We start from the raw sequence: 21,063 nt of genomic DNA, 5'->3' as shown, positions 1-21,063 counted from the left end.
GATGGGGATATGATCGCGTGATCCTCAGCGCCCGGCGGTCGCCGCCGGGCGCAGTTCCGTTCAACCGGCGGCCTTGTTGCGCCCCGCGCGCGGCAAGCGCACCAAGAACGTGCTGGAACTGCGCGCAAAAACCTGCCTTTCTGGGCCGGCAAAGGGGAACGCGCATGACCGATCTTCGCGACAAGACCATCGCCCGGGCCGTGGCCTTTTTCGACGATGGCCGTTTCCAGCGGGAACTGGCCGCGCTTGTCGCCTGTCCCAGCGAAAGCCAGCACGCGCGCGGTGCAGCGCACCTTCTGTCCTATCTCGACGATGTTCTGCGCCCTCTGCTGGAGGCGCTTGGCTTTGCAGTTCAAATCCACGCCGCCCATGGCGCGCGGCCCCCGATCCTGACGGCGGAACGGATCGAAGCGCCAGACCTGCCAACGATCCTGACCTATGGCCACGGCGATGTCGTGCTGGGACAGCACGACTTGTGGCGTGCAGGCCTGTCGCCCTTCACCCTGACCGAAGAGGGAGACCGGCTTTACGGGCGTGGCGCCGCGGACAACAAGGGGCAGCACCTGGTCAACCTGCTTGCGCTTGAGGCCGTGATCGAAACGCGCGGCGCGCTGGGGTTCAACCTGAAGATCCTGATCGAGACCGGCGAGGAAACCGGATCACCCGGGCTGAAGGATTTTTGCCGCGACAACCGCGCCTTGCTGGCGGCAGATGTCCTGATCGCTTCGGACGGGCCCCGGCTGCGGCCGGAAACGGTGACGGTGTTCGGCGGGTCGCGCGGCGGTGTCAGTTTCGACCTGCGGGTCGATCTGCGTGACGGCGCGCACCATTCGGGAAATTTCGGCGGGCTTCTGGCTGATCCGGCGATGATCCTTGCGCATGCCCTGTCGTGCATCACCGATGCGCGCGGCCAAATCCAGGTGCCCGAGTGGCGGCCTGACAGCCTGACACCGCGCATACGCGAGGTGCTGGCCGAACTGCCGCCGCATGACACCGGCGTCCCGCTGGACCCGGACTGGGGCGAAAAGGCCCTGAGCGCGGCAGAACGGGTGTTCGGCTGGAACAGCTTCGCGATCCTGGCGATGATTTCAGGTGTGCCCGATGCACCGCTGAATGCGATTGCCGGCTGGGCGCGGGCGACGTGCCAACTGCGCTATGTCATTGGCACGGATGTGGACGATATCCTGCCCGCGCTGCGCCGCCACCTGGACCGCGCGGGCTTTGCCCAGGTTCAGATCGTGGCGCATGACCACAATACCTTTCCCGCCACCCGGATGGACCCCGATCACCCGATGGTGCGCTACGTGGCGCGGTCGGTCGAACGTACCACGGGGGCATGGCCGCATGTGCTGCCGAACCTTGGGGGATCGTTGCCAAACGATTGTTTTTCCGAGGTGCTGGGCCTGCCCACGATCTGGATTCCGCACAGTTATGCCGGGTGTTCGCAACACGCGCCAAACGAACATGTGCTCAAGCCGATCTGCCGCCAGGCGCTTGGCGTCATGGCGGGGGTGTTCGCGGATATCGCAGAAACCGGTCTGCCGGACTTCGGGACAGAGGCGGCGTGAACGCGGCGCTCAGTCCGGGTCTTGCCACCCGAACAGCGCCCGCGCCTGATCCGCAGAGTAGCGGCCAAGCCTGACGTCTTCGGCAACCAGTGCCGGATCGCGCTGGTCTGGCGCGCCATACCCGCCACCGCCAGGTGTGCGCACATGTACGCGGTCGCCCGCGGTCAGGGCGATGTCCTGCGCTTTTGACAGATGTTCCGGCACAAAGCTCTGGCCGTTTTGCGTGACGGTGACACGGTTGACGCCGCCGTCCTGTCCGCCAAGCACACCCTGCGGCCCGAACCGGCCGTGATCCATGACAAAGCTTGCGCGGGCCGTGCCCTTGAGGATCTCGACTTCGTAATCCAGACCAAAGCCGCCCCGATGGCGACCGGCCCCGCCAGAGCCTTCGTGCAGGGCGTAGCGGTGATAGAGCACGGGGAATTGCTGTTCCATGATTTCGACCGGCGGGGATTTGGAGATCCCGATGGTCGAACACCCGTTGGATATCCCGTCGCCGTCCGCATAGCCGCCATATCCGCCCCCCGAGATCTGGTACATGACATAACTGCGGCCTTCTTCGGGCACCTCTCCGCCAAGGGCAAAGTTGCCGGACGATCCGGCGGGGGCCGCGGTTACGATGTCGGGCAGGGGGACGACAAGCGCGGCAAAGACGGCTTCGGCGATGCGCTGGCTGACCTCTGCCGCGCAGCCGGAAACCGGGCGGGGATAGCGTGCGTCAAGGAATGTCCCTTCGGGACGGACGATGGTCAGCGGCTCGAACGCGCCCGCGCTGATCGGCACATCTGGAAAGATGTGCCGCATCGCCAGGTAAACAGAAGATTGCGTCGTCGCCCAGACCGAATTCATCGGGCCCCGGCAGGGGGCTGACGATCCGGTGAAGTCGAAGGTCAGACTGTCGCCTTGCGCCGTCACCGTCAGGCGGATTTCCAGCGGTTCATTCACCACGCCGTCACTGTCGACGAACGCGCTGGCGGAATAGGTGCCCGCCGGGATCGCGGCGATATGGGCACGCATCTGCTGTGCGGCGCGGGCGCGCAATTCTTCGATTGCCGCGCGCACCGTGTCGTCGCCATAGCGATCAAGCAGCCGGAACAGCCGTGACTGGCCGACATAGAGCGCGGCGGCCTGTGCCTTTACATCGCCGATGCGCTGGTCGGCTACGCGAATGTTGGAACAGATGATGGCATAGATCTCGGGGTCCAGCGTGCCTTGCTTGAACAGGCGCACGGGCGGCAGGCGCAGGCCCTCCTGTTCCACCGCCGTGGCCGAGGCGGAAAACCCGCCGGGCACCGCGCCGCCGGTGTCGGGCCAGTGCCCGGTATTGGACAACCAGCAGAAGATTTCACCATTGCGATAAACCGGCATGGCAAAGCGCACGTCCATCAGGTGGGTGCCGCCGAGATAGGGATCGTTGACAATGTAGATGTCGCCGGGTTTCGGCGCCGCCGCCTTGCCCGCGGCGATCATCTCGATCAGCGTCCGAGTGGAAAACTGCATCGTACCGACAAAAACCGGCAGCCCCTGCGAGCCCTGGGCAATCAGGCTGCCATCGGTGGCCGAATAGATTCCGTCGGAGCGGTCGTTCGCTTCGGCAATCACCGGAGAGAACGCGGCGCGGGAAAAGCTCAGATCCATTTCATCGCAGACCTGTTGCAGGCCGGACTGGATGACGGTCAGGGTGATCGGGTCAAGGGTCATTGCGCGCGCCTCACGGTGACGATCAGGTTGCCGTCGCTGTCCTGAACGGCGCTGTCGCCGGGTTCGATCACCAGCGTGCAATCCATTTGTTCCACGATGGCCGGGCCGGTCAGCCGGGCGTCGGCAGGCAGATGGTCGCGCCAGTAAACCGGCGTGTCACGCCAGCCGTCGAACCACACCGGCCGGCTGCCGGTCTGCGCGTCGTCGAGCGTGGCCTTGCGCGCGTCGGCGTCGATCAGCAGTGACAGATCGACCTCGGGCCGGCGCCCGATGACAGAGGTATTGACGTTGACCAATGCCGGCCGGATTTCCGGCAGGGTGACCTGAAAGCGCTTGAAATAGGCGTCCTCGAACAGCGTTTGCAACTCGGCTTCGGTCGGGGTGCCATCGGGCAGGGGCACGCGCAGCAAGTGGGTCTGGCCGATGAATTGCATGTCGACGGAATGAAGGACACGCAACTCCGCGATCTCGACCCGTTCACGGGCGATGGCGGCTTTGCCGTCTTCGGTCTGGCGGGCAAACGCCGCATGCACATCGTCCATGTCGCAGGCATGCAGAGGACGGTTCACGGTCTGGACGAAATCGTGCCGCAGGTCGGCAACGATGCAACCCAGGGCGTTGGTGATGCCCGGCCGTGCGGGCACCAGCACCCGCGGCACACCCAGTTCACGGGCAATGGCGCAGGCGTGCAGCGGCCCGGCACCGCCAAAGGCGAACAGCGCGAAGTCGCGCGGGTCTTCACCCAGAGAGATCGACACCATGCGCACCGCGTCGGCCATCTTGGCGGTGGCGATGCGCAACACGGCCGCGGCCGCCTGGACTGCATCAAGCCCCAGCCGCGTTCCCAGCTTGTCGGCAAAGGCCTCGCGGATCGTTTCGATCGAGACCGTGCCGGAAATCGTGTTCAGCTTGCCCGGGTTCATCCGCCCCAGCAGCATGTTGGCGTCGGAAATCGTGGGGTCCGTGCCGCCCTTGCCATAGCAGATTGGCCCAGGTGTCGATCCGGCGCTGTCGGGACCGACCTGCAACAGCCCCGCCGCACTGACCCTTGCGATCGAGCCGCCGCCCGCGCCAACCGTGCGCACGTCAACCATCGGTACGTGGATCGGCATGGCATATTCGATCTCGATTTCGTGGCTGACCGCAGGATCGGCGCCGCGGATCATCGCCACATCGGTCGAAGTCCCGCCCATGTCATAGGTCAGCAAATCCGGGATCCCGGCGCGGCGCCCGGTATAGGCCGCCGCCATCACGCCCGACGCGGGGCCCGACATCACGGTTTTCGCCGCTTCCTCTGCCACGATGCGGGCCGAGACCATGCCGCCATTGCCGTTCATCACCAGAAGGTCGCGGCCATATCCGCGCCCGGCCAGCCGGTCCGCCAGCCGCTCGACATAGCGCCTGAGCAAAGGTTGAACCGAGGCATTGACGGCTGCGGTGACGCCGCGCTCGTACTCTCGGCTTTCCGACAGCAGGGCATGGCCCAGGGTGATATTGCCGTTGGGCCATTCCTCGCGCGCGATCTGGCCGGCGCGCAGCTCGTGCGCGGGGTTGGCATAGGCGTGCAGGAAGTGGATCACCAGCGCTTCGCAGTCCTGTGCGACTAGCGTCCTCAGCGCGGTGCGCAGGGCGTCTTCGTCCAGCGGCCGGTATTCCCGGCCATCGGCCAGCATCCGTTCCGGCACCTCCAGCCGCAGGTCGCGGGGGATCAGCGGACGGAACTGGCCCTTCATGCCATAGGCCTGCGGGCGTGTCCGCCGCCCCAGTTCCAGAACGTCGCGGAAGCCCTGGGTGGTGATCAGCCCTGTCTTGCACAACCGCCGTTCCAGCACTGCGTTGGTCGTAGTGGTGGTGCCATGCACGATCAGGTCAAGCGCAGCGGCATCGACTGATGCGGCATCCAGCGCCGCAAGAACCCCATCGGCCTGGTTGTCGAGCGTCGTCGGCACCTTGGCCAGACGGACACGGCCCGCGCGGCTGTCGTAATGGACCAGGTCGGTGAACGTGCCGCCCACATCGATCCCGGCGAAGCTACCGGTCAGGTCGGCGTTGTAGGTCATGCGGTGCCTCCGTTGGCAGCCAGAAATGCCGCGCGCACCTTGTCGGGCGTTGCGGGCAGATGGTGAACCCGCGCTCCGCAGGCGTGGGCAATGGCGTTCAGGATCGCCGGCGCGGTGGGGATCAGGCAATGTTCCCCCAGCCCCTTGGCGCCATAAGGGCCATGCGCGTCGCCGGTTTCCACGATGATGGTGTCGATCTCTGGCACATCGCCGATGGTCGGAATCAGGTAGTCGTGCAGGTTTTCTGTCCGGCCGGGAAGGAACTCTTCCATCAAGGCAAGGCCCAGGCCCTGTGCGATGCCGCCTTCGACCTGGCCTTCGACCAGCAGCGGATTGATGGCGCGCCCCACGTCATGGGCGGCGGTGAATTTCAGCAGTGTGACGGTGCCCAGATCGGTATCGACCTCAAGCTCCACCATCTGCGCGGCGGTCCCGAAGACCGCATAGGGCGCGCCCTGGCCGTTTTCATCCAGGGGCTGCGTCGGCGGATCATAGCTTTCCACCACCTCGATTGCATATCCATCGCTTTGCGGCAGGTCGATGCGGAGGGTGGTGTCGGCGTCGGACAGGACGAGCCCGTCGTCCGTCGGCAGGATCTGCGCGTCGGGCCCGACATTGCCCAGCCGCAGGATCCGTGCCCGCAGCGCCTCGCCTGCCAAACGGGCCGCGTTGCCGGTGACAAAGGTTTGTCGACTGGCCGAGGTCTTTCCCGCGTCGGGCGTCAGATCGGTATCGGCACCCACCAGCGTGACCGCGCCGACCGGCACACCAAGCGCGGTGGCGAATATTTGCGGGATCACCGTGTTTGAGCCCTGGCCGATATCCACCGCCCCCTGGTGCAGAACGATGTCGCCCGCCGGCGTCACGCCCGCACGGATCGTCGACGGGTTCGACATCGAGGTATTGCCGCAGCCATACCAGCCGCCGGCCACGCCAACGCCGCGTTTGACGGTCGTACTGGTGGCGTTGAAAGCAGCGGCATCGGCCAGGGCACGGTCCCACTGCGGTTTCAGAGCGTCGAAACAGTCGGCTATGCCCATGCCGGTCTCAAAAACCTGCCCGGTGACGGTTGGGTCGCCGTTGCGCAGGCAATTGCGGCGCCGGAACTCCAGCCGGTCTTGACCCAGCTTGTCGGCCAGCACGTCGAACAGTTGTTCCTGCGCCACTGCCGATTGCGGCACGCCGAATCCGCGGAATGCGCCCGACGGCGCGGTGTTGGTGTGGATGCCCGCGCTTTTCGCCTCGTAATGGGGTGTCAGGTAGGGGCCGGATGCGTGGATCGGCACGCGGTTCGCCACGGTCGGGCCCCAGCTGGCATAGGCCCCGGTGTTGAACACCCCGTCGAACCGGATCGCGCCAAGGCGCCCGTCGGCGTCGGTGCCGATTTCCATCCAGACCTCGGAGGGGTGGCGCTTGGTCGATGTGGCAATGCTTTCGGCGCGGGTATAAGCCATCCGCACCGGACGATCCAGGATCCATGCCGCCAGCGCGACGTAGGGCTGAGCGGTCAGGTCAAGCTTGGACCCAAAGCCGCCCCCCACCGCCGTCGGCAGGATGCGCACCGCGTCGGCGGACAGTCCCAGGATGCCGGCAATCGCGTCGCGGTTCATATAGGGCGCCTGGGTGCAGCACTGCAGCTCGATCCGGTCGCCGACGCGGCGCGCCGATGCGGCCTCGGGCTCGATATAGGCGTGTTCGATGAACCCGGTCGAAAACCGGCCCGAAACCACATGCGCCGCCCGGGCCATGCCCGCCGCGGCATCGCCGCGTGCAACATAGCCTCGGCACATGACGTTTTCGGCCCGGTCGGGATGCAGCAGATCGGCGCCAGCCGCCTGGTCCGGGGTCAGGTGTGCGGGCAGGGCTTCCCAGGTGACCGGAAACTCGGGCAGGGCGTCGATCACAGCGGCAGTGCCGACCACCGCGGCCACGGCCTCGCCCTTGAACCGGGTGGTGTCGACGGCAAAGACCGGCTGGTCTTCAAAGCCGGGGATTACCCCGAACGTGTTGGTTCCCGGTACATCCTGCGCGGTCAGGATCAGTTCCAGCCCGGTGGTCCGCTGAAACGCCTCCAGGTCGCCGAAGGCAAAGCGGGCACGGTGGACCGGCGACCGGATCACCCGTACCGACAGGGCATCGACCGGGGCGACGTCATCACCGAACCGTTCGGTTCCGGCCACCTTCGGCCCCCCATCCAGCCGGGAAATCGGCGCGCCGATCCCGCCTTCGGTCATCGGCGCGCTGCCGTCCGAGGCGGCATCCAGCACCGCTGCGATGATCTTGCGATAGCCGGTGCAGCGGCAAAGCACGCCGCTAAGCGCGTCGGCCACACGCGCCTCGGTCAGCGGCTGGCCCGACCGCAGCAGGGCGATGGCAGAGACCATCATGCCCGGCGTGCAGATCCCACATTGTGCCGCCTGGTGGCGCTGGAACGCTGCGGCAAGGCGCTGTGCGTCGTGGGCATGCGCGACGAGGCCAGCCTGGGTATCCACCCGGCGCCCGACGGCCTGTCCTGCCGCGGTGAGACAGGCACAAACCGGGGCACCGTCGATCAGCACTGTGCAAGCGCCGCAATCGCCGGCGTTGCAGCCCACCTTGACGTCTTTCGCACCGGCCGCGTTGCGCAGCACCTCGGACAGCCGCGCGGACGGGTCGACGGCAATGTCGATGTCTGAACCGTTCAGGGTAAAGGCAATCCGAGGCAGGGGTTCGTCAAGCGACATGGGCGGGCTCCGTTGCCTGAAAAAGCGTGCGGGCGATGAGGGTGCTTACCGCATCCATCCGGTATTCCGCCGGCGCGCGGACGTCGGTGATCGGGGACAGGTCCGGCAGATCCGCGGCCGCCACCACCGGCGCTATTTCGTCCGGGGTCGTTCCGACCAGGGCGGCCTCTAGCGCAGGCAGGCGGCGCGCAACCGGGGAACAGGCCCCGACAGCAAGCGCCGCGCGGCCGATCCGGCCGTTGTGAAGGTCGACCACCGCGGCAACCATCGCAATGGAAATGACAAGGTAGCGGCGTGCGCCCAGTTTGGTGAATGCGCCTTGGCCTGTGCCCTCGGGAATGCAGAGCGCGGTCACCAGTTCCCCGGGCCTCAACGCTGTCTGTCGCGGCCCTTTCAGGAACGCGGCCAGCGGCATCTGTCGTTGTCCGTCCGCGCCGGCAAGCTCGACCGTTGCGTCCAGTGTCAGCAGCGCGGGAACGCCGTCCGCCGCCGGCGAGGCGTTGCAGATATTGCCTGCCACCGTGCCCGCGTTCTGGATCTGGATCGAACCGACCTCGCGCGCGGCACCTTTCAGACCGTCGAACAGCGGCGGCAGGTCCGTGTGCAAGATATCGGTCCAGGTGGTCGCCGCGCCGATGCGCCAGCCGTGCGCATCGCGGGCGATCCCGCGCAGCCCGGCAATCGCGGTGATGTCGATCAACCGCGGCGGCGGCGGGCCATCCCTGAGCGCGGGATAGACATCGGTGCCACCCGCAAGAACCACGCCGCCCCCCGACAAAAGCGAAAGCGCGTCTTCCAGCGAGTCGGGGCGATGCAGCGTCATCCGGGGCCTCACCTGCTGTCCGCGCGAGGGCGGAGCTTCATTTGTGTGCAAACGATACTGACCCACGGTAGGAACTTGCATCAAAAGTTGTCAATCGACTCCTTCGGGTTTTGCGTCGCGCCTTCGGAAAAAAGAATTTCGTTTGTGTGCGAATGGATTTTCCCGGTGCCCCGGTGCCCGGAAAACTTGCACAGACCCCGGTGGGGCTGGGGGGCGACCCCGTTTGCGGGGGGTGGCCCGTGTCAAAACTGTTGACTCGGAAACGCCAGCCGTGCGTTCGTATACAAACGAATATCCCGCCCGTCGCGGTCCCGGCTTGCAGCCCGGCCGCCCAGACATCGGAGTCCGCACCGTGAGCGATACGCCCATCAAGCGCGACAAGGCCGACGTGCCGGACAAGATCCGTTGCGATGCCTGCCCGGTGATGTGCTATATCGCCGACGGGCGCGCCGGGGCCTGTGATCGCTATGCCAACGACGGCGGAGAACTGGTGCGGCTGGACCCGCACACGATCTTGCTGAACCGCGATGGCGACGCGCCGCTGGTTCCCTTTCTTGACCGCGAATGGGACGGGGACCTTGTGTCGGGCGAAGACACCTTCATCACCGCCATCGGGTCGGGCACCACCTATCCCGACTACAAGCCCGCGCCCTTCATCGTCGCGTCGCGCACGGCGGGGGCCGATATGATCACGGTCGTGACCGAAGGCATCTTTTCCTACTGCGGTGCGAAGGTGAAGATCGACACCGACCGGCATCTTGGCACCGAATGTGCGCCGGTGCGGGCCGAGGGCGAAACCATCGGCCATGTCACGACGTCCGAATACGGGTCGCAGATGTTGTCTCTGGGTGGCGTCCATCACCTGACCGGGGGATCGAAAAAGGAAGGCCGCGCCACCTGTGAAGCGCTGCTGGCGCTGTGCAACGGCGAAACCGTGGCCTTGACCATCGACGGCGGAGCCGAGCTTGAGATCACCGCCGGGCAAGCGCCGGTGGTGAACGGTCAGCGCGAGGAACGGATGCGCGTGGGCTGTGGCTCGGCCACGGTCGGCATGTTCGCGGCGCAATGGCAGGGCCTTGTGGACGAAGTCGTGGTGGTCGACGACCACATCACCGGCGTAATGTCCGAACATCAGGCCGGCAAGGTCATCGGCTGGCAACCGACCGGCATCCGGATCAAGGGCCGGCGGTCGACGCCCGGGCGCTATTTCCAGGTGGCAGAGCCGGGCACGGGCTGGGGCGGCACCGACCTGACCGATCCCTTGACGATCCTGGACAGCTGGCAGCCGAACAAGGGCGCGCGGCCTGGTCTGTCGCTGCTGATGGTATCGACCACTGGCGAAAACGCGGCCTATTATGAACTGAACGACGATCTTGTGCCGGTGGAACGGGACATGCCCGCGCGGCTGCTGCCGTCGGTCCAGCGGATCGAGGAAAACTGCGAACCGTCGATCGCGTCTGTCCTGTTCATGGCGGGTGCTGGCGGGTCTTTGCGGTCCGGGGTCACCGAGAATCCGGTTTCGCTGACGCGGTCGGTCCAATCGCGCCTGACGCGGGTCACGGTCGGTGGCGCGCCGGTCTGCATGTGGCCGGGGGGCGGGATTACCTTCATGGCGGACGTGACGCAGATGCCGCGCAATGCCTTTGGTTACGTTCCGACGCCGGCCCTGGTCGCACCAATCGAATTTACCATGACGGCCGCGGACTATGCCGCGCTTGGCGGGCACATGGACTATGTCATGCCACTGGAGGATGCTTTGCGGGGCGCGAAGGGCCGACAGAACGATCATCGCCTGTCCGGCCAGCGCCCCGAACGCCCTGCCGCGGGGATGCCCTGGCCCGGCGCCCGTGGCCAACAGGAGCAGGCCGAATGAGCTGGCAAGAGCGCCCCGGCGCGCAACGGATGCGCGATGGCCGCCTGCGGCTGATCCATGGACCGATTGACCTGATCGTGGCGTGTCAGGGCGCGCCGGACCGGGTCGAAGCGGCGTATCGTCGGGCGCAAGCGGCCTTCGCGCCGGTTTTGTCCGACCTTGTCGCGGAATTGCCGCGCCTGCGTGCGGCGACGGGGCCTGGTCCCACGGGGGCGGTGGCCCGCAACATGGCCGACACTGTCGAACGGTTTTCACCGGCTTTCGTCACCCCGATGGCGGCGGTTGCCGGGGCGGTTGCGGATCATCTTTTGCGCTGCGTGCTGACGCCCGATCACGGGCTGGCCTGCCTGCACATCAACAACGGCGGCGATATCGCACTTTGGACCGAGGGGCCGGTGCTGCGCGTGGCGATCTGCGACGATCCGACGACCGGTCGAATTGTCTCGCACGCGGGGGTAGGGCCGGGTGACGGGATTGGCGGGGTGGCGACCTCGGGCTGGCGTGGCCGGTCGCAGTCGCTTGGGATTGCCGACGCCGTCACGGTGCTGGCAGCGACCGCCGCCCTGGCCGATGCCGCTGCGACGCTGATCGCGAATGCGGTCGATGTGCCAGGCCATCCCGGTATCACCCGCGTGCCGGCGAACCGGCTGGCCCCCGACAGTGACCTGGGCGATCGCCTGGTGACCACCGATGTGGGGGCGTTGTCGTCCTCGGACAAGGCCGCGGCGGTTTCTCGCGGCCAAGCCGTGGCTCGGGATTTTGCCAATCGCGGCCTGATCGCCGCCGCCTACCTGTCCTGCCAGGGGGTGCGCCGGACGGTGACGCGGCAGGTCTTGCCGCGAAAGGCGGGTGAAAAACGTTTGAAAGAGGTGATCCATGCCTGAGCCGCAGAACCGCAAGACCGCGATCCTGACCGAAACCATCTGGCACGAAGGCGGTCCGGTCGCGGACACGCCGCTGCGCCGGGCCGCCTGCATGGCGGTGATCGCGAACCCGTTCGCCGGCCAGTATGTCGAGGACATCGCCGGGTTCATGGACGATCTGAAGCCGCTGGGCGCGCAGATGGCGCAGGATTTGATCGACGCGCTTGGCGGGGATCCCGACACCATCGAAGGCTACGGCAAGGGGGCCATTGTCGGCACCAACGGAGAACTGGAGCACGGCGCGCTCTGGCATGTGCCCGGCGGCTATGCCATGCGCGAGAAAATTGCCAACTCCATGGCCATCGTGCCTTCCACCAAGAAGGTGGGTGCGCCCGGCGCGCGGCTGGATGTGCCGATCACCCATGCCAACGCCTCCTACGTCCGGTCGCATTTCGACGCGATGGAAGTGGGCCTGCCCGATGCACCCAAAGCCGATGAAATCCTGCTGGTGCTGGTCATGACCACAGGCCCCCGGGTCCATGCCCGCGTCGGTGGCCTGGCGGCCAAGGACGTCAAGGGAGAGGACGGTCTGCGGTGAAGCTGCGCAAGATGATCACCCAAGTCGAAGAGGTCCGGACCGAGATGGGACAGGCGGTTTCGCCGCCGTCGCGCCGGGCCGTGGCCGCGGCGGTCATCGCGAACCCCTTCGCCGGGCGATATGCGCAGGACCTGTCCGAATTGATCGAAACCGGCGCGACGCTGGGCCAGCTGCTGGGCGAACAGGCGTTGGCCGCACTTGGCTGCGCGGCGCACGATGTGCAAGGCTATGGCAAGGCCGCAATGGTGGGCGAAGCGGGCGAACTGGAACACGCTGCCGCCCTGCTGCACCCCAAGTTGGGCGCACCGTTGCGCGCAGTATTGGGCGGCGGCAAGGCGTTGGTGCCCTCGTCCAAGGCGATGGGGGCCCCGGGCGATGTCCTGGACGTTCCCTTGGGCCACAAGGACGCGGCCTATGTCCGCAGCCATTTCGACGGGATGCGGCTGCGCGTGCCCGACGCGCCCCGCGCGACCGAGATTGTCGTCGCGGTCGCGCTTCAGATCACAGGGCGGCCGAACCCGCGGGTAGGCGGGCTGGCACACAGCGAAATCACCGGCGCGGATGGGCTGCGCTAGAGCGAAGGAGCAAGTTCGATGACGATTTTCGTAAAGAACGCCTGGTATGTTGCTGCCTGGTCCCGGGAAATCGACGACCAGCTTCGCCGCTACACCATTCTGAACGAACATATCGTGATGTTCCGCAAGTCCGACGGCTCTGTCGCGGCGCTCGAGGATCGTTGCCCGCACCGGCTGTTGCCTCTGTCCAAGGGCAAGCGGATCGGCGACACGGTGCAATGTGGCTATCACGGGCTGACCTTCGATGGCACCACCGGCAAATGCACCCGGGTTCCGGGCCAGACCAACCTGCCGGCGTCTGCCTATGTCGTCAGCTACAGGACCGAGGAAAAGCACGGCATTGTCTGGATCTGGATGGGGGATCCCGATCGGGCTGACCCGGCCCGGATCTTCGACATGCCGGAATTTACAGATCCCAACTGGGCGGTGCACCTGGGCGACGCGTTGCACCTGGAATCCAACTACCTGAACGTCGCAGAAAACCTGGTCGACCCGGCCCATATCAGTTTTGTTCACCCGACGACGCTGGGCAGTGCGGCCTCGGAAAACGTGCCCGTGCATGTGAAGACGGACGGCGAAGCCATCGTCGCCTGGCGCTGGATCCGCGATGCCGAACCCGTCGGGTTCTTCAAGGCCTTTGGCGGCTTCACCGGTAATGTCGACCGCTGGCACTACTATTATCTGTACACGCCGTGCACCGCGGTGATCGACTTCGGCTCGATCGAGGTCGAAAAGAACTGCGCCGAGGAAGACCGGAACCAGGGCGTCCGCATCTTTGCGCTGCATTTCATAACGCCGGTGACCGAAACCTATACCATCGACCGCTGGGCTCATATCCGCAATTCCGCGCTTGAGGATCCCGACGCGGTCGAGCGGATGGACGCTGCGTTCCGACTGGCTTTTGCCGAGGACAAGGAAATCCTCGAAGCGGTGCAGGCCGAAGAGAACCGCCCGCAGAAGCGCCGCCCGATCCGCATCGCCATCGACAAGGCCCCGCTGGTCTATCGCAAGCGGATCAACGACCTGCTTGAACTTGAACGCACCGAAGATCTGGCCGGCGACCTGTCGCCTGCCTTTGTTTACCACGACTGACCGGCGTGAGACCGGTTCCCGGCAGAGCCTCTGCCCCCAACAGGAGAGAGTACGACATGACCCTGACAAGACGGACCATCCTGGCCGCTGCCGCGGCCCTGACCCTGGTGCCCGCCGCCGCCATGGCGCAGGACACGATCAAGGTCGGCGAGATCAACCATTACAAACGCATGGCAGCCTTTGCCGAACCCTACAAGAAAGGGATCGAACTGGGCCTGGCCGAGATCAACGCCGCGGGTGGCGTTCTGGGCAAACCGCTGGAGTTCGTCTTTCGCGATGACCAGGGCGACCCGGCCGAGGCGGTGAAGATCGCCGAAGAACTGATGACCCGGGACGGCGCGGTGATGTTGACCGGAACGATCCTGTCGAACGTGGGGCTGGCGCTGTCGTCCTTCGCGGCGGAGAAAGGCTATGTCTACCTTGCGGCGGAACCGCTGGCCGACAGCCTTGTCTGGTCGTCGGGCAATGCCAATACGTTCCGCTTGCGGGCGTCGACCTGGATCCAGGCCGCGATGCTGGCGGAAGCGGCGGCCAAGACCGACGCGGTGAAATATGCCACCATCGCACCGAACTATGCCTACGGGCAGGATGCCGTGGCGGCGTTCAAGGCCAACCTCAAGCGGCTGAAGCCCGAGGTGGAGTTCGTGGCCGAACAGTGGCCCGCGCTGTTCAAGATCGATGCCGGTGCCGAGGTGCAGGCGCTTGAACGCGCCAAGCCCGACGCGATCTATAACGTGACCTTCGGCACCGATCTGGCCAAGTTCGTGCGCGAAGGCGGTGACCGTGGCCTGTTCGATGGCCGTCAGGTCTATGGCCTGCTGACCGGCGAACCGGAATACCTTGAACCCCTGGGTGACGAGGCGCCGGAAGGCTGGGTTGTCACCGGCTATCCCTGGTATGCGTTCGAAGACGGCACCCCGGAAAAGGCCTTTGTCGATGCCTACGAGGCCGCAACCGGCGAAACTCCGAAAATCGGCTCCCTGGTCGGGTACTTGACGGCGAAATCCATCGCCGCCGCGTTGAACCGGGCAGGGGCCACCGACACCGCGTCGATCATCGCGGGCTTCGAAGGGCTGGAAGTGGCCGACACCCCGATTGGCCCGATGATGTTCCGCGAGGTCGACAACCAGTCCACCATGGGGGCCTATGTCGGTACGCTGGCGCTTGAAGACGGCAAGGGGGTGATGGTCGATTGGTCCTACAAGGGGCCGGACGGCTATCTGCCCTCGGATGAAGAGATCATGGCCATGCGTCCGGCCGACTGATCCGGAGCAGCCGGCGGTTCGCACCGCCCCGGGGCCGGGACCCCGGGGGGGCAGCGTCGGCTGACCCTTCCCGTCTGTTCGTTCCGGGCCTGCCCCGGGCCGCACGGGCCCAATTCCTCCAGCCGGATTTTCAAGACCCATGGCCTTTCTTTTTGCCCAGTTCCTGACAGGACTTGCAAATGCGTCGTCGCTGTTTCTGGTCGCGTCGGGCCTGTCGCTGATCTTTGGCGTGACCCGGATCGTGAATTTCGCGCACGGGTCATTTTATATGCTGGGCGCGTTCATCGGCATCACCTTGATGGATATTCTGCCCGGTGCGGTGGGGTTCTGGGGCGCCATTGTTCTGACCGGGCTTGCGGTGGGCGCAATCGGAGCGATCGTTGAAATCATCGTGCTGCGCCCGATCTATCGTGCGCCGGAACTGTTCCAGCTGGTTGCCACCTTCGGGGTGATCCTGGTGATCCAGGATCTGGCGCTGATGATCTGGGGGGCAGAGGACCGGTTGGGTCCGCGCGCGCCCGGTCTGCGCGGTGTCTGGCGCATCTTTGGCGAGCCGGTGCCGAAATACGATCTGGTCATCATCGCCATAACCCCGTTCATCCTGTTTGCCTTGTGGTACCTGATCGCGCGCACCCGCGTCGGTATTCTGGTCCGCGCGGCGACGCAGGACCGCGAAATGGTGGGCGCGCTTGGCGTCAACCAGGCGTGGCTGTTCACCGGGGTCTTCGCGCTTGGCTGCGCACTGGCTGGATGGGGCGGGGCGCTGCAACTGCCCAAGGGCGGGGCCGATCTGCTGATGGATTTCAACATTATCGGCGCCGTCTTTGTTGTCGTGGTGATCGGCGGCATGGGCAGCCTGCCCGGCGCCTTCATCGCGGCGGTTCTGATCTCTGTGCTCAATGTGGTGGGCGTGACCTATCTGCCGCAATCGACGCTGGTTCTGATGTTCGTCGTCATGGCCATCGTGCTGATCATTCGCCCCTATGGTCTGCTGGGCCGCGAGGAAGTGGCTGGTGAACACGGTCAGGTCGGCGCGCCAGAGGCGCCGATCCGGCCTTATGGCCCGACCGGCCAGATGATCGTTGCGGGGCTTTTGCTGGGGCTTGCGGCGCTGCCGCTGTTCGTCGACGCGTTCATGATGATCCTGATGATCGACATCATCGTCTTCGCCCTGTTTGCCGCCTCGCTGCATTTCATCCTGGGCAGCGGTGGGCTGGTCAGTTTTGGTCATGCGGCGTTCTTTGGCGGCGGGGCCTATGCCGCTGCGCTGCTGGTTTATCACACCGACACCCCGATGGAGATCGCGTTTCTTTTCGCGCCATTGGCGGCGGGCCTGCTGGCCCTTTTGATCGGGTGGTTCTGCATCCGGCTGACCGGTGTCTATTTCGCGATGCTGACGCTGGCCTTTTCACAACTGGTCTGGTCGCTGGCATTCCAGTGGCGCGGGGTGACACGTGGCGATGACGGGCTGGTCAATATCTGGCCGTCACCCTGGCTGAATGACACGGTGCCCTATTACTATTTCACCTTGGTCCTGGGGGTCGGCGGCATCCTCTTTCTGCGCCACGTCATCCATTCGCCCTTTGGCTATGCGCTGCGTGCCGGTCGAGACAGCCCGCGTCAGGCCGAGGCGATGGGGATCAACGTCAAGCGTATCCAGTTTGCCGCATTTGCGCTGGCGGGCGTTCTGGCCGGCCTTGCTGGCGGGTTGTTCGTTTTTTCCAAAGGCTCGGTTTTTCCGACCGCGCTGGAAATCGCCGCGTCGTTCGATGCGCTGATCGTGGTCTTCCTGGGCGGGGTCAAGACGCTGGCGGGCGGGGTTGTCGGTGCGGGCTTCCTGACCGTTGTCGAACATTGGCTGACGCGGTTGGAATACTGGCGCCTGCTGTTGGGGCTGCTGATCATCGCTGTGGTGATCATCGCACCCGAAGGCATCGTCGGCTCGTTGCGCACGGCCTGGCAGAAGCTGCGGCACCGGTCCGACGATGAAGAGGTGGCCTCATGACCGAAATCCTGCGGGTCGAGTCCCTGAAGAAAAGCTATGACGGATTTCTGGCTGTCAACGGCGTGTCCTTTTCGGTTCAGAAGGGCGAGTTGAAGGCCCTGATCGGCCCCAACGGTGCCGGCAAGTCCACCTGTTTCAACATGCTGATGGGCCAGTTGAAGCCGACCGCGGGAGAGGTGTTCCTGAACGGCGAACGCATCACTGGCAAGCAACCGCGCGAGATCTGGCGCAAGGGGGTCGGGCGTACGTTTCAGATCACCGGAACGTACCAATCCATGACCGTGATCGAAAACGTACAGATGGCGTTGATGAGCCACCATCGGCGGCTCTTTGCGCTGGCGCCGCGGGCGTGGAAGCTCTACCGCGAAGAGGCGTTCGAATTCCTGCGTACGGTATCGATGGCCGATCAGGCCGACCGGCCCTGTTCGATCCTGGCCTATGGCGATCTGAAGCGGCTGGAACTGGCGATTGCCCTGACACATCGCCCGCACCTGCTGCTGATGGATGAACCGACCGCGGGCATGGCGCCATCGGCCCGGGTCGCGCTGATGCAACTGGTCGCCGACATCGTGAAAGAGCAGGGCGTGTCGGTGCTGTTCACCGAACACGACATGGACGTGGTTTTTGCCCATGCCCATCACATCATGGTGCTGAACCGGGGCGAATTGATCGCCGACGGCAGCGCCGAAGAGGTGCGCGCCAACCCGCAGGTCCAAGAGGTCTATCTGGGCGGCGGAACCCTGTTCAAGGAGGTGGGCCATGCTTAGCGTCGAGGGCATCCACAGCTACTATGGCAAGGCCCATATCCTTGACGGGCTCAGTTTCGACGTGACCCGCGGAGAGGTCGTGGCGCTGCTCGGACGCAACGGCGCAGGCAAATCGACGACAATGAAGTCCGTGATGCAGATCGTGTCCCCACGCAGCGGGCGCGTCACCTTTCAGGGCCGCGACCTGGTGGGTGAACCGGCCTACCGCGTTGCCAAATGCGGCATCGGCTATGTGCCGGAGGACCGCCGGATCTTTTCCGATCTGACGGTTCTGGAAAACCTGGAGGTGGGCCGCCAGCCACGCCGCGCCGACGCGCCGGAATGGACGGTCGAGCAGCTGTTCGACCTGTTTCCCAACCTGCGCGAACGCCGCACAAACCGGGGCAAGCACATGTCGGGCGGGGAACAACAGATGCTGACCATCGCGCGGACGCTGATGGGCAACCCGATGCTGCTTTTGCTGGACGAACCGTCCGAGGGCATCGCGCCGGTGATCGTGGAACAGATGGCCCATACCATCCAGCAGCTCAAGGCCGAAGGTCTGACGGTAATGATTTCCGAACAGAACCTGCATTTTGCCCGAGCCGTGGCGGACCGGGCGATCATCATCGAAAGCGGTGAGAAAAAGTTCGACGGCACCTTCGCAGAGCTTGAGGCCCACCCGGAGATCCGCGATGCCTATCTTTCGGTCTGATCTGCCCCGACGTTGCCAGAGGCCGATGCCGTGACCGGTGACCGCACGCCCCGGACAAGTGCCGAGCACGGCTATGTGCTCGATGACCAGATCGGGTTTTTGCTGCGCCGCGCCTATCAGCGCAATTCGACGATCTTCCTGTCAAAGGTGCCGGGCAACCTGACCCCGACGCAGTTTTCGGTGATGCACCGTTTGGCCGAGGACGGCCCGATGTCGCAGAACCTTCTGGGTCGGTCGGTGGCGATGGACGGGGCGACCACAAAGGGCGTTGTCGATCGGCTGATCGCCCGTGGCCTGCTGTCCACCCGGCGCGATCCCGACGACCGCCGCCGCCACCTGGTTTCGCTGTCGCCGGTGGGGGTCACCCTGATCGACAAGGCGGTCGAGGCCGCCAAGCAGGTCACCGAGGCCACGCTTGAGCCTTTGACCGAAAAAGAGCGGGCGACGCTGCTACGGCTGCTGGCCAGGATCGCGTGAGGAACACCGCTGCGACGCGGCATGCGGATGACGGTGGACCGGCCTGCACGGCCGGAAAAGCCGCGCAAGCCAGGTATGTCAAGGGCTGCGCAAAGAGCGGCGACCAGTCGCGAAAGACACTGGTCACGCGGTTTTGACGATCAAACGTTTCTGCTCGCGGCCTGCGCCTGTGCGGTTTCGAACGCGATCAGCAAAGCCGCAAGGTAAGTGATTGTGCTTCCGGTTTCGTCTTGCAGATCGCGCGCTGCGGCATGCGTCACCGTCAGGCGCCCATCCGCGCCTCTGTCGACCCAGCCCCGTGCTTGCAAAAGCGTCACCTTCCTGCGGACGGTCTCTCTCGGGATGCCGGAATACTCTGCCACCGACTGAATGTTGATCGCGCTTTGGTTGCTCTCCGGCGCGGTTTCCCGGGTCAATCGCCCCAGCTGGTCCAGTGCCGGAACCCACTCTTCGGGCTGTGTCCGGCTGCTAATGGTCGCCAGCACCAGGACAAGGTCAAGATCGCCGTCGAAGCGTTTTCTGAGCTGCACAAGCAGGTTGGTAAATCCCGAAAGGTGCGCGGGCCAAATGGCATCAAAGTTTTCCCTGACAAAGGTTCGCTGCCGTGTGTTGCGCAGTGGCATTCAGCCTCTCCTATGGTTTGCGCCCATTTTGGGCGGCAAGTGACTTTTCCCGCAATCAAAACCTGTTAACACTTTAACTGAAAGAATTTTAGGCCGAGGGCGTGTTGACTGGATTTTCCCTGAGCAGACTGATTTCCGCGCGCAAGGCTTTCCTGGTCGGGCGGCCTGACGCTGGCTGCACGCAGCAGAATGACCGCTCTGCCAAGGGGGTTGGGGTGGTTCTTCTGGCTTGCTGCGCGTCGGTCCCGGCCCTGGCGCAAGACCGCGACCCGATGCTGTTTCATGATCGGAACGGCCTGACCGTCCGTGGTCACCTGCAATTCGGTTTGAACGCGGTTGCCGAACGGAATCTGTTCTGGGACCTGGCGGCGACGACCAACCCGGGCAGCGGTTTTGATCCGGATACCAACTGGCTGGAAGGATACATAAAGCCGGGCATCAGCTTTGACTTGCAGCTTGAGTCCGGGGCCGTGCTGTATGGAAAGCTGTCGGCGGTCTCGTCATATACTTGGGGAACGGATGCGTTTGACCGGGGCGACACCGGTGCCACCACGCTGGAAGAGGCCTATTTTGCGATCCGTGGCGATCTGGGCAACGGCCTTGCCTATGATCTGTCACTGGGGCCGCGTGAACTGACCCTTGGGACCGGCATGTTGATTGCGAACGGCGCGACCAGTGGGTTCGAGCGGGGCGCGTTGAAGTTCGGCCCACGCAAAGCCTGGGAAATGGCGGCTATCGGGCGGCTGACTTACGGAAACGTCACCGGGACGGCGTTCTATCTCGATCCGAACGAACTGCCGTCGACGAACGGCAACAACGAACTGGCCGGCCTCGACATGCGCTATGATGATCCGGCGGGGGGGTATCTGGGGGCGACCTTTGTGTCCGTGCTCAATTCCGACTCGCCATATCCCTAGGCCGCACCGGGCGGTGTCGGAGCACCGACCGTGACGCCCGGCGCGCGCGAGGATACAAAGACGCTTGGCCTTTATGCAAAGACCAGCCCGTTCAGCGGCGCCTTGCAAAACTGGAGGTTCACCGGCGATGTCGCCTATCAGTGGAACGACAGGGTCGATCTGGAAGCCTGGGCCGGACGCGTGACCGCGGGATATACCTTTGCCGAGATGTCCTGGTCGCCCAGCCTGACCTTGGGATACCAAAGCTTTTCGGGCGACGACCCGAACACGGCAAAGCTCGAACGTTTCGACCCCCTATACTACCAAGGCAGCCCAAGCGCGTGGGCGACGGGGTCCAAATCGGCTTCGACGTTCATCAACTCCAACGTCAACGCCCTGACCCTGGCCGTTCAGGTCAGGCCGACGTAACAGGACACATGGACGCTGCGCTATGCGCATA

At 65.0% G+C, this 21,063-nt stretch carries 18 protein-coding genes; 13 read left to right on the top strand and 5 right to left on the bottom strand.

The window, feature by feature from the left end; translation table 11 throughout:
• Positions 1-164 precede the first annotated feature (164 nt).
• A complete protein-coding gene (locus tag VK792_RS08165) occupies positions 165-1,568 on the top strand; it encodes a M20 family metallopeptidase (protein WP_326296968.1) in 1,404 nt (467 codons plus the stop codon).
• Between the two features lie 9 nt (positions 1,569-1,577).
• Here VK792_RS08165 and VK792_RS08160 read toward each other — a convergent pair whose 3' ends face one another.
• Genes VK792_RS08160 through VK792_RS08145 form a run of 4 tightly spaced genes read right to left on the bottom strand, consistent with a single transcriptional unit; the run spans position 1,578 to position 8,875 of the window.
• Positions 1,578-3,269: a hydantoinase B/oxoprolinase family protein gene (locus VK792_RS08160; RefSeq protein ID WP_326296967.1), complete on the bottom strand. Its 1,692-nt coding sequence runs from the start codon at positions 3,267-3,269 to the stop codon at positions 1,578-1,580.
• Entirely contained in the window at positions 3,266-5,329 is a 2,064-nt protein-coding gene (locus VK792_RS08155; RefSeq protein WP_326296966.1) for a hydantoinase/oxoprolinase family protein, read from the bottom strand. The genes VK792_RS08160 and VK792_RS08155 overlap by 4 nt, the downstream gene beginning before the upstream one ends.
• Positions 5,326-8,052: a molybdopterin-dependent oxidoreductase gene (locus VK792_RS08150; protein WP_326296965.1), complete on the bottom strand. Its 2,727-nt coding sequence runs from the start codon at positions 8,050-8,052 to the stop codon at positions 5,326-5,328. The genes VK792_RS08155 and VK792_RS08150 overlap by 4 nt, the downstream gene beginning before the upstream one ends.
• Positions 8,042-8,875: an FAD binding domain-containing protein gene (locus tag VK792_RS08145; RefSeq protein ID WP_326296964.1), complete on the bottom strand. Its 834-nt coding sequence runs from the start codon at positions 8,873-8,875 to the stop codon at positions 8,042-8,044. Before VK792_RS08145 ends, VK792_RS08150 begins: the two co-directional genes overlap by 11 nt.
• A 424-nt stretch (positions 8,876-9,299) precedes the next feature.
• Here VK792_RS08145 and VK792_RS08140 point away from each other — a divergent pair, with 424 nt between their 5' ends.
• The 10 genes from VK792_RS08140 (at position 9,300) to VK792_RS08095 (ending at position 19,084) form a co-directional block, all read left to right on the top strand.
• Positions 9,300-10,748: a 6-hydroxynicotinate reductase gene (locus VK792_RS08140; protein ID WP_326296971.1), complete on the top strand. Its 1,449-nt coding sequence runs from the start codon at positions 9,300-9,302 to the stop codon at positions 10,746-10,748.
• A complete protein-coding gene (locus tag VK792_RS08135) occupies positions 10,745-11,632 on the top strand; it encodes a UPF0280 family protein (protein WP_326296963.1) in 888 nt (295 codons plus the stop codon). Before VK792_RS08140 ends, VK792_RS08135 begins: the two co-directional genes overlap by 4 nt.
• A complete protein-coding gene (locus VK792_RS08130) occupies positions 11,625-12,209 on the top strand; it encodes an amino acid synthesis family protein (RefSeq protein ID WP_326296962.1) in 585 nt (194 codons plus the stop codon). Before VK792_RS08135 ends, VK792_RS08130 begins: the two co-directional genes overlap by 8 nt.
• Positions 12,206-12,784 carry an amino acid synthesis family protein gene (locus tag VK792_RS08125; protein ID WP_326296961.1) on the top strand — a complete coding sequence of 193 codons (579 nt, stop codon included), beginning with the start codon at positions 12,206-12,208 and terminating at the stop codon, positions 12,782-12,784. The genes VK792_RS08130 and VK792_RS08125 overlap by 4 nt, the downstream gene beginning before the upstream one ends.
• An 18-nt stretch (positions 12,785-12,802) precedes the next feature.
• Positions 12,803-13,876, top strand: a complete 1,074-nt coding sequence (locus VK792_RS08120) for an aromatic ring-hydroxylating dioxygenase subunit alpha (RefSeq protein ID WP_326296960.1) — start codon at positions 12,803-12,805, stop codon at positions 13,874-13,876.
• Positions 13,877-13,932: 56 nt separating this feature from the next.
• Positions 13,933-15,141, top strand: a complete 1,209-nt coding sequence (locus VK792_RS08115) for an ABC transporter substrate-binding protein (RefSeq protein WP_326296959.1) — start codon at positions 13,933-13,935, stop codon at positions 15,139-15,141.
• Positions 15,142-15,280: 139 nt separating this feature from the next.
• Positions 15,281-17,146, top strand: a complete 1,866-nt coding sequence (locus VK792_RS08110) for an ABC transporter permease (protein ID WP_326296958.1) — start codon at positions 15,281-15,283, stop codon at positions 17,144-17,146.
• On the top strand, positions 17,143-17,913 hold the full coding sequence (locus VK792_RS08105; protein WP_326296957.1) for an ABC transporter ATP-binding protein: 771 nt from the start codon (positions 17,143-17,145) through the stop codon (positions 17,911-17,913). The genes VK792_RS08110 and VK792_RS08105 overlap by 4 nt, the downstream gene beginning before the upstream one ends.
• A complete protein-coding gene (locus tag VK792_RS08100) occupies positions 17,906-18,607 on the top strand; it encodes an ABC transporter ATP-binding protein (protein ID WP_326296956.1) in 702 nt (233 codons plus the stop codon). The genes VK792_RS08105 and VK792_RS08100 overlap by 8 nt, the downstream gene beginning before the upstream one ends.
• 30 nt (positions 18,608-18,637) lie before the next feature.
• Entirely contained in the window at positions 18,638-19,084 is a 447-nt protein-coding gene (locus VK792_RS08095) for a MarR family winged helix-turn-helix transcriptional regulator (RefSeq protein WP_326296955.1), read from the top strand.
• 140 nt (positions 19,085-19,224) lie between these two features.
• Here VK792_RS08095 and VK792_RS08090 read toward each other — a convergent pair whose 3' ends face one another.
• Positions 19,225-19,707 (bottom strand): hypothetical protein, encoded by a 483-nt coding sequence (locus tag VK792_RS08090; RefSeq protein ID WP_326296954.1) that lies wholly within the window; start codon positions 19,705-19,707, stop codon positions 19,225-19,227.
• 104 nt (positions 19,708-19,811) lie between these two features.
• On the opposite strand from VK792_RS08090, the gene VK792_RS08085 reads away from it, so the two are divergent.
• Positions 19,812-20,624 (top strand): hypothetical protein, encoded by an 813-nt coding sequence (locus tag VK792_RS08085; protein WP_326296953.1) that lies wholly within the window; start codon positions 19,812-19,814, stop codon positions 20,622-20,624.
• Between the two features lie 30 nt (positions 20,625-20,654).
• Positions 20,655-21,032 (top strand): alginate export family protein, encoded by a 378-nt coding sequence (locus tag VK792_RS08080; RefSeq protein ID WP_326296952.1) that lies wholly within the window; start codon positions 20,655-20,657, stop codon positions 21,030-21,032.
• Positions 21,033-21,063 lie beyond the last annotated feature (31 nt).

This window comes from Mesobacterium hydrothermale, assembly GCF_035818635.1.
GTDB lineage: Bacteria > Pseudomonadota > Alphaproteobacteria > Rhodobacterales > Rhodobacteraceae > Mesobacterium_A > Mesobacterium_A hydrothermale.
This window is presented reverse-complemented; position numbering and strand designations above follow the sequence as displayed.

Coding starts and splice junctions, on each gene's coding strand:
- VK792_RS08165 (WP_326296968.1), top strand. CDS start 165: ATGACCGATCTTCGCGACAAGACCATCGCCCGGGCCGTGGCCTTTTTC.
- VK792_RS08135 (WP_326296963.1), top strand. CDS start 10,745: ATGAGCTGGCAAGAGCGCCCCGGCGCGCAACGGATGCGCGATGGCCGC.
- VK792_RS08110 (WP_326296958.1), top strand. CDS start 15,281: ATGGCCTTTCTTTTTGCCCAGTTCCTGACAGGACTTGCAAATGCGTCG.
- VK792_RS08145 (WP_326296964.1), bottom strand. CDS start 8,875: ATGACGCTGCATCGCCCCGACTCGCTGGAAGACGCGCTTTCGCTTTTG.
- VK792_RS08130 (WP_326296962.1), top strand. CDS start 11,625: ATGCCTGAGCCGCAGAACCGCAAGACCGCGATCCTGACCGAAACCATC.
- VK792_RS08090 (WP_326296954.1), bottom strand. CDS start 19,707: ATGCCACTGCGCAACACACGGCAGCGAACCTTTGTCAGGGAAAACTTT.
- VK792_RS08105 (WP_326296957.1), top strand. CDS start 17,143: ATGACCGAAATCCTGCGGGTCGAGTCCCTGAAGAAAAGCTATGACGGA.
- VK792_RS08140 (WP_326296971.1), top strand. CDS start 9,300: ATGTGCTATATCGCCGACGGGCGCGCCGGGGCCTGTGATCGCTATGCC.
- VK792_RS08100 (WP_326296956.1), top strand. CDS start 17,906: ATGCTTAGCGTCGAGGGCATCCACAGCTACTATGGCAAGGCCCATATC.
- VK792_RS08115 (WP_326296959.1), top strand. CDS start 13,933: ATGACCCTGACAAGACGGACCATCCTGGCCGCTGCCGCGGCCCTGACC.
- VK792_RS08120 (WP_326296960.1), top strand. CDS start 12,803: ATGACGATTTTCGTAAAGAACGCCTGGTATGTTGCTGCCTGGTCCCGG.
- VK792_RS08155 (WP_326296966.1), bottom strand. CDS start 5,329: ATGACCTACAACGCCGACCTGACCGGTAGCTTCGCCGGGATCGATGTG.
- VK792_RS08160 (WP_326296967.1), bottom strand. CDS start 3,269: ATGACCCTTGACCCGATCACCCTGACCGTCATCCAGTCCGGCCTGCAA.
- VK792_RS08150 (WP_326296965.1), bottom strand. CDS start 8,052: ATGTCGCTTGACGAACCCCTGCCTCGGATTGCCTTTACCCTGAACGGT.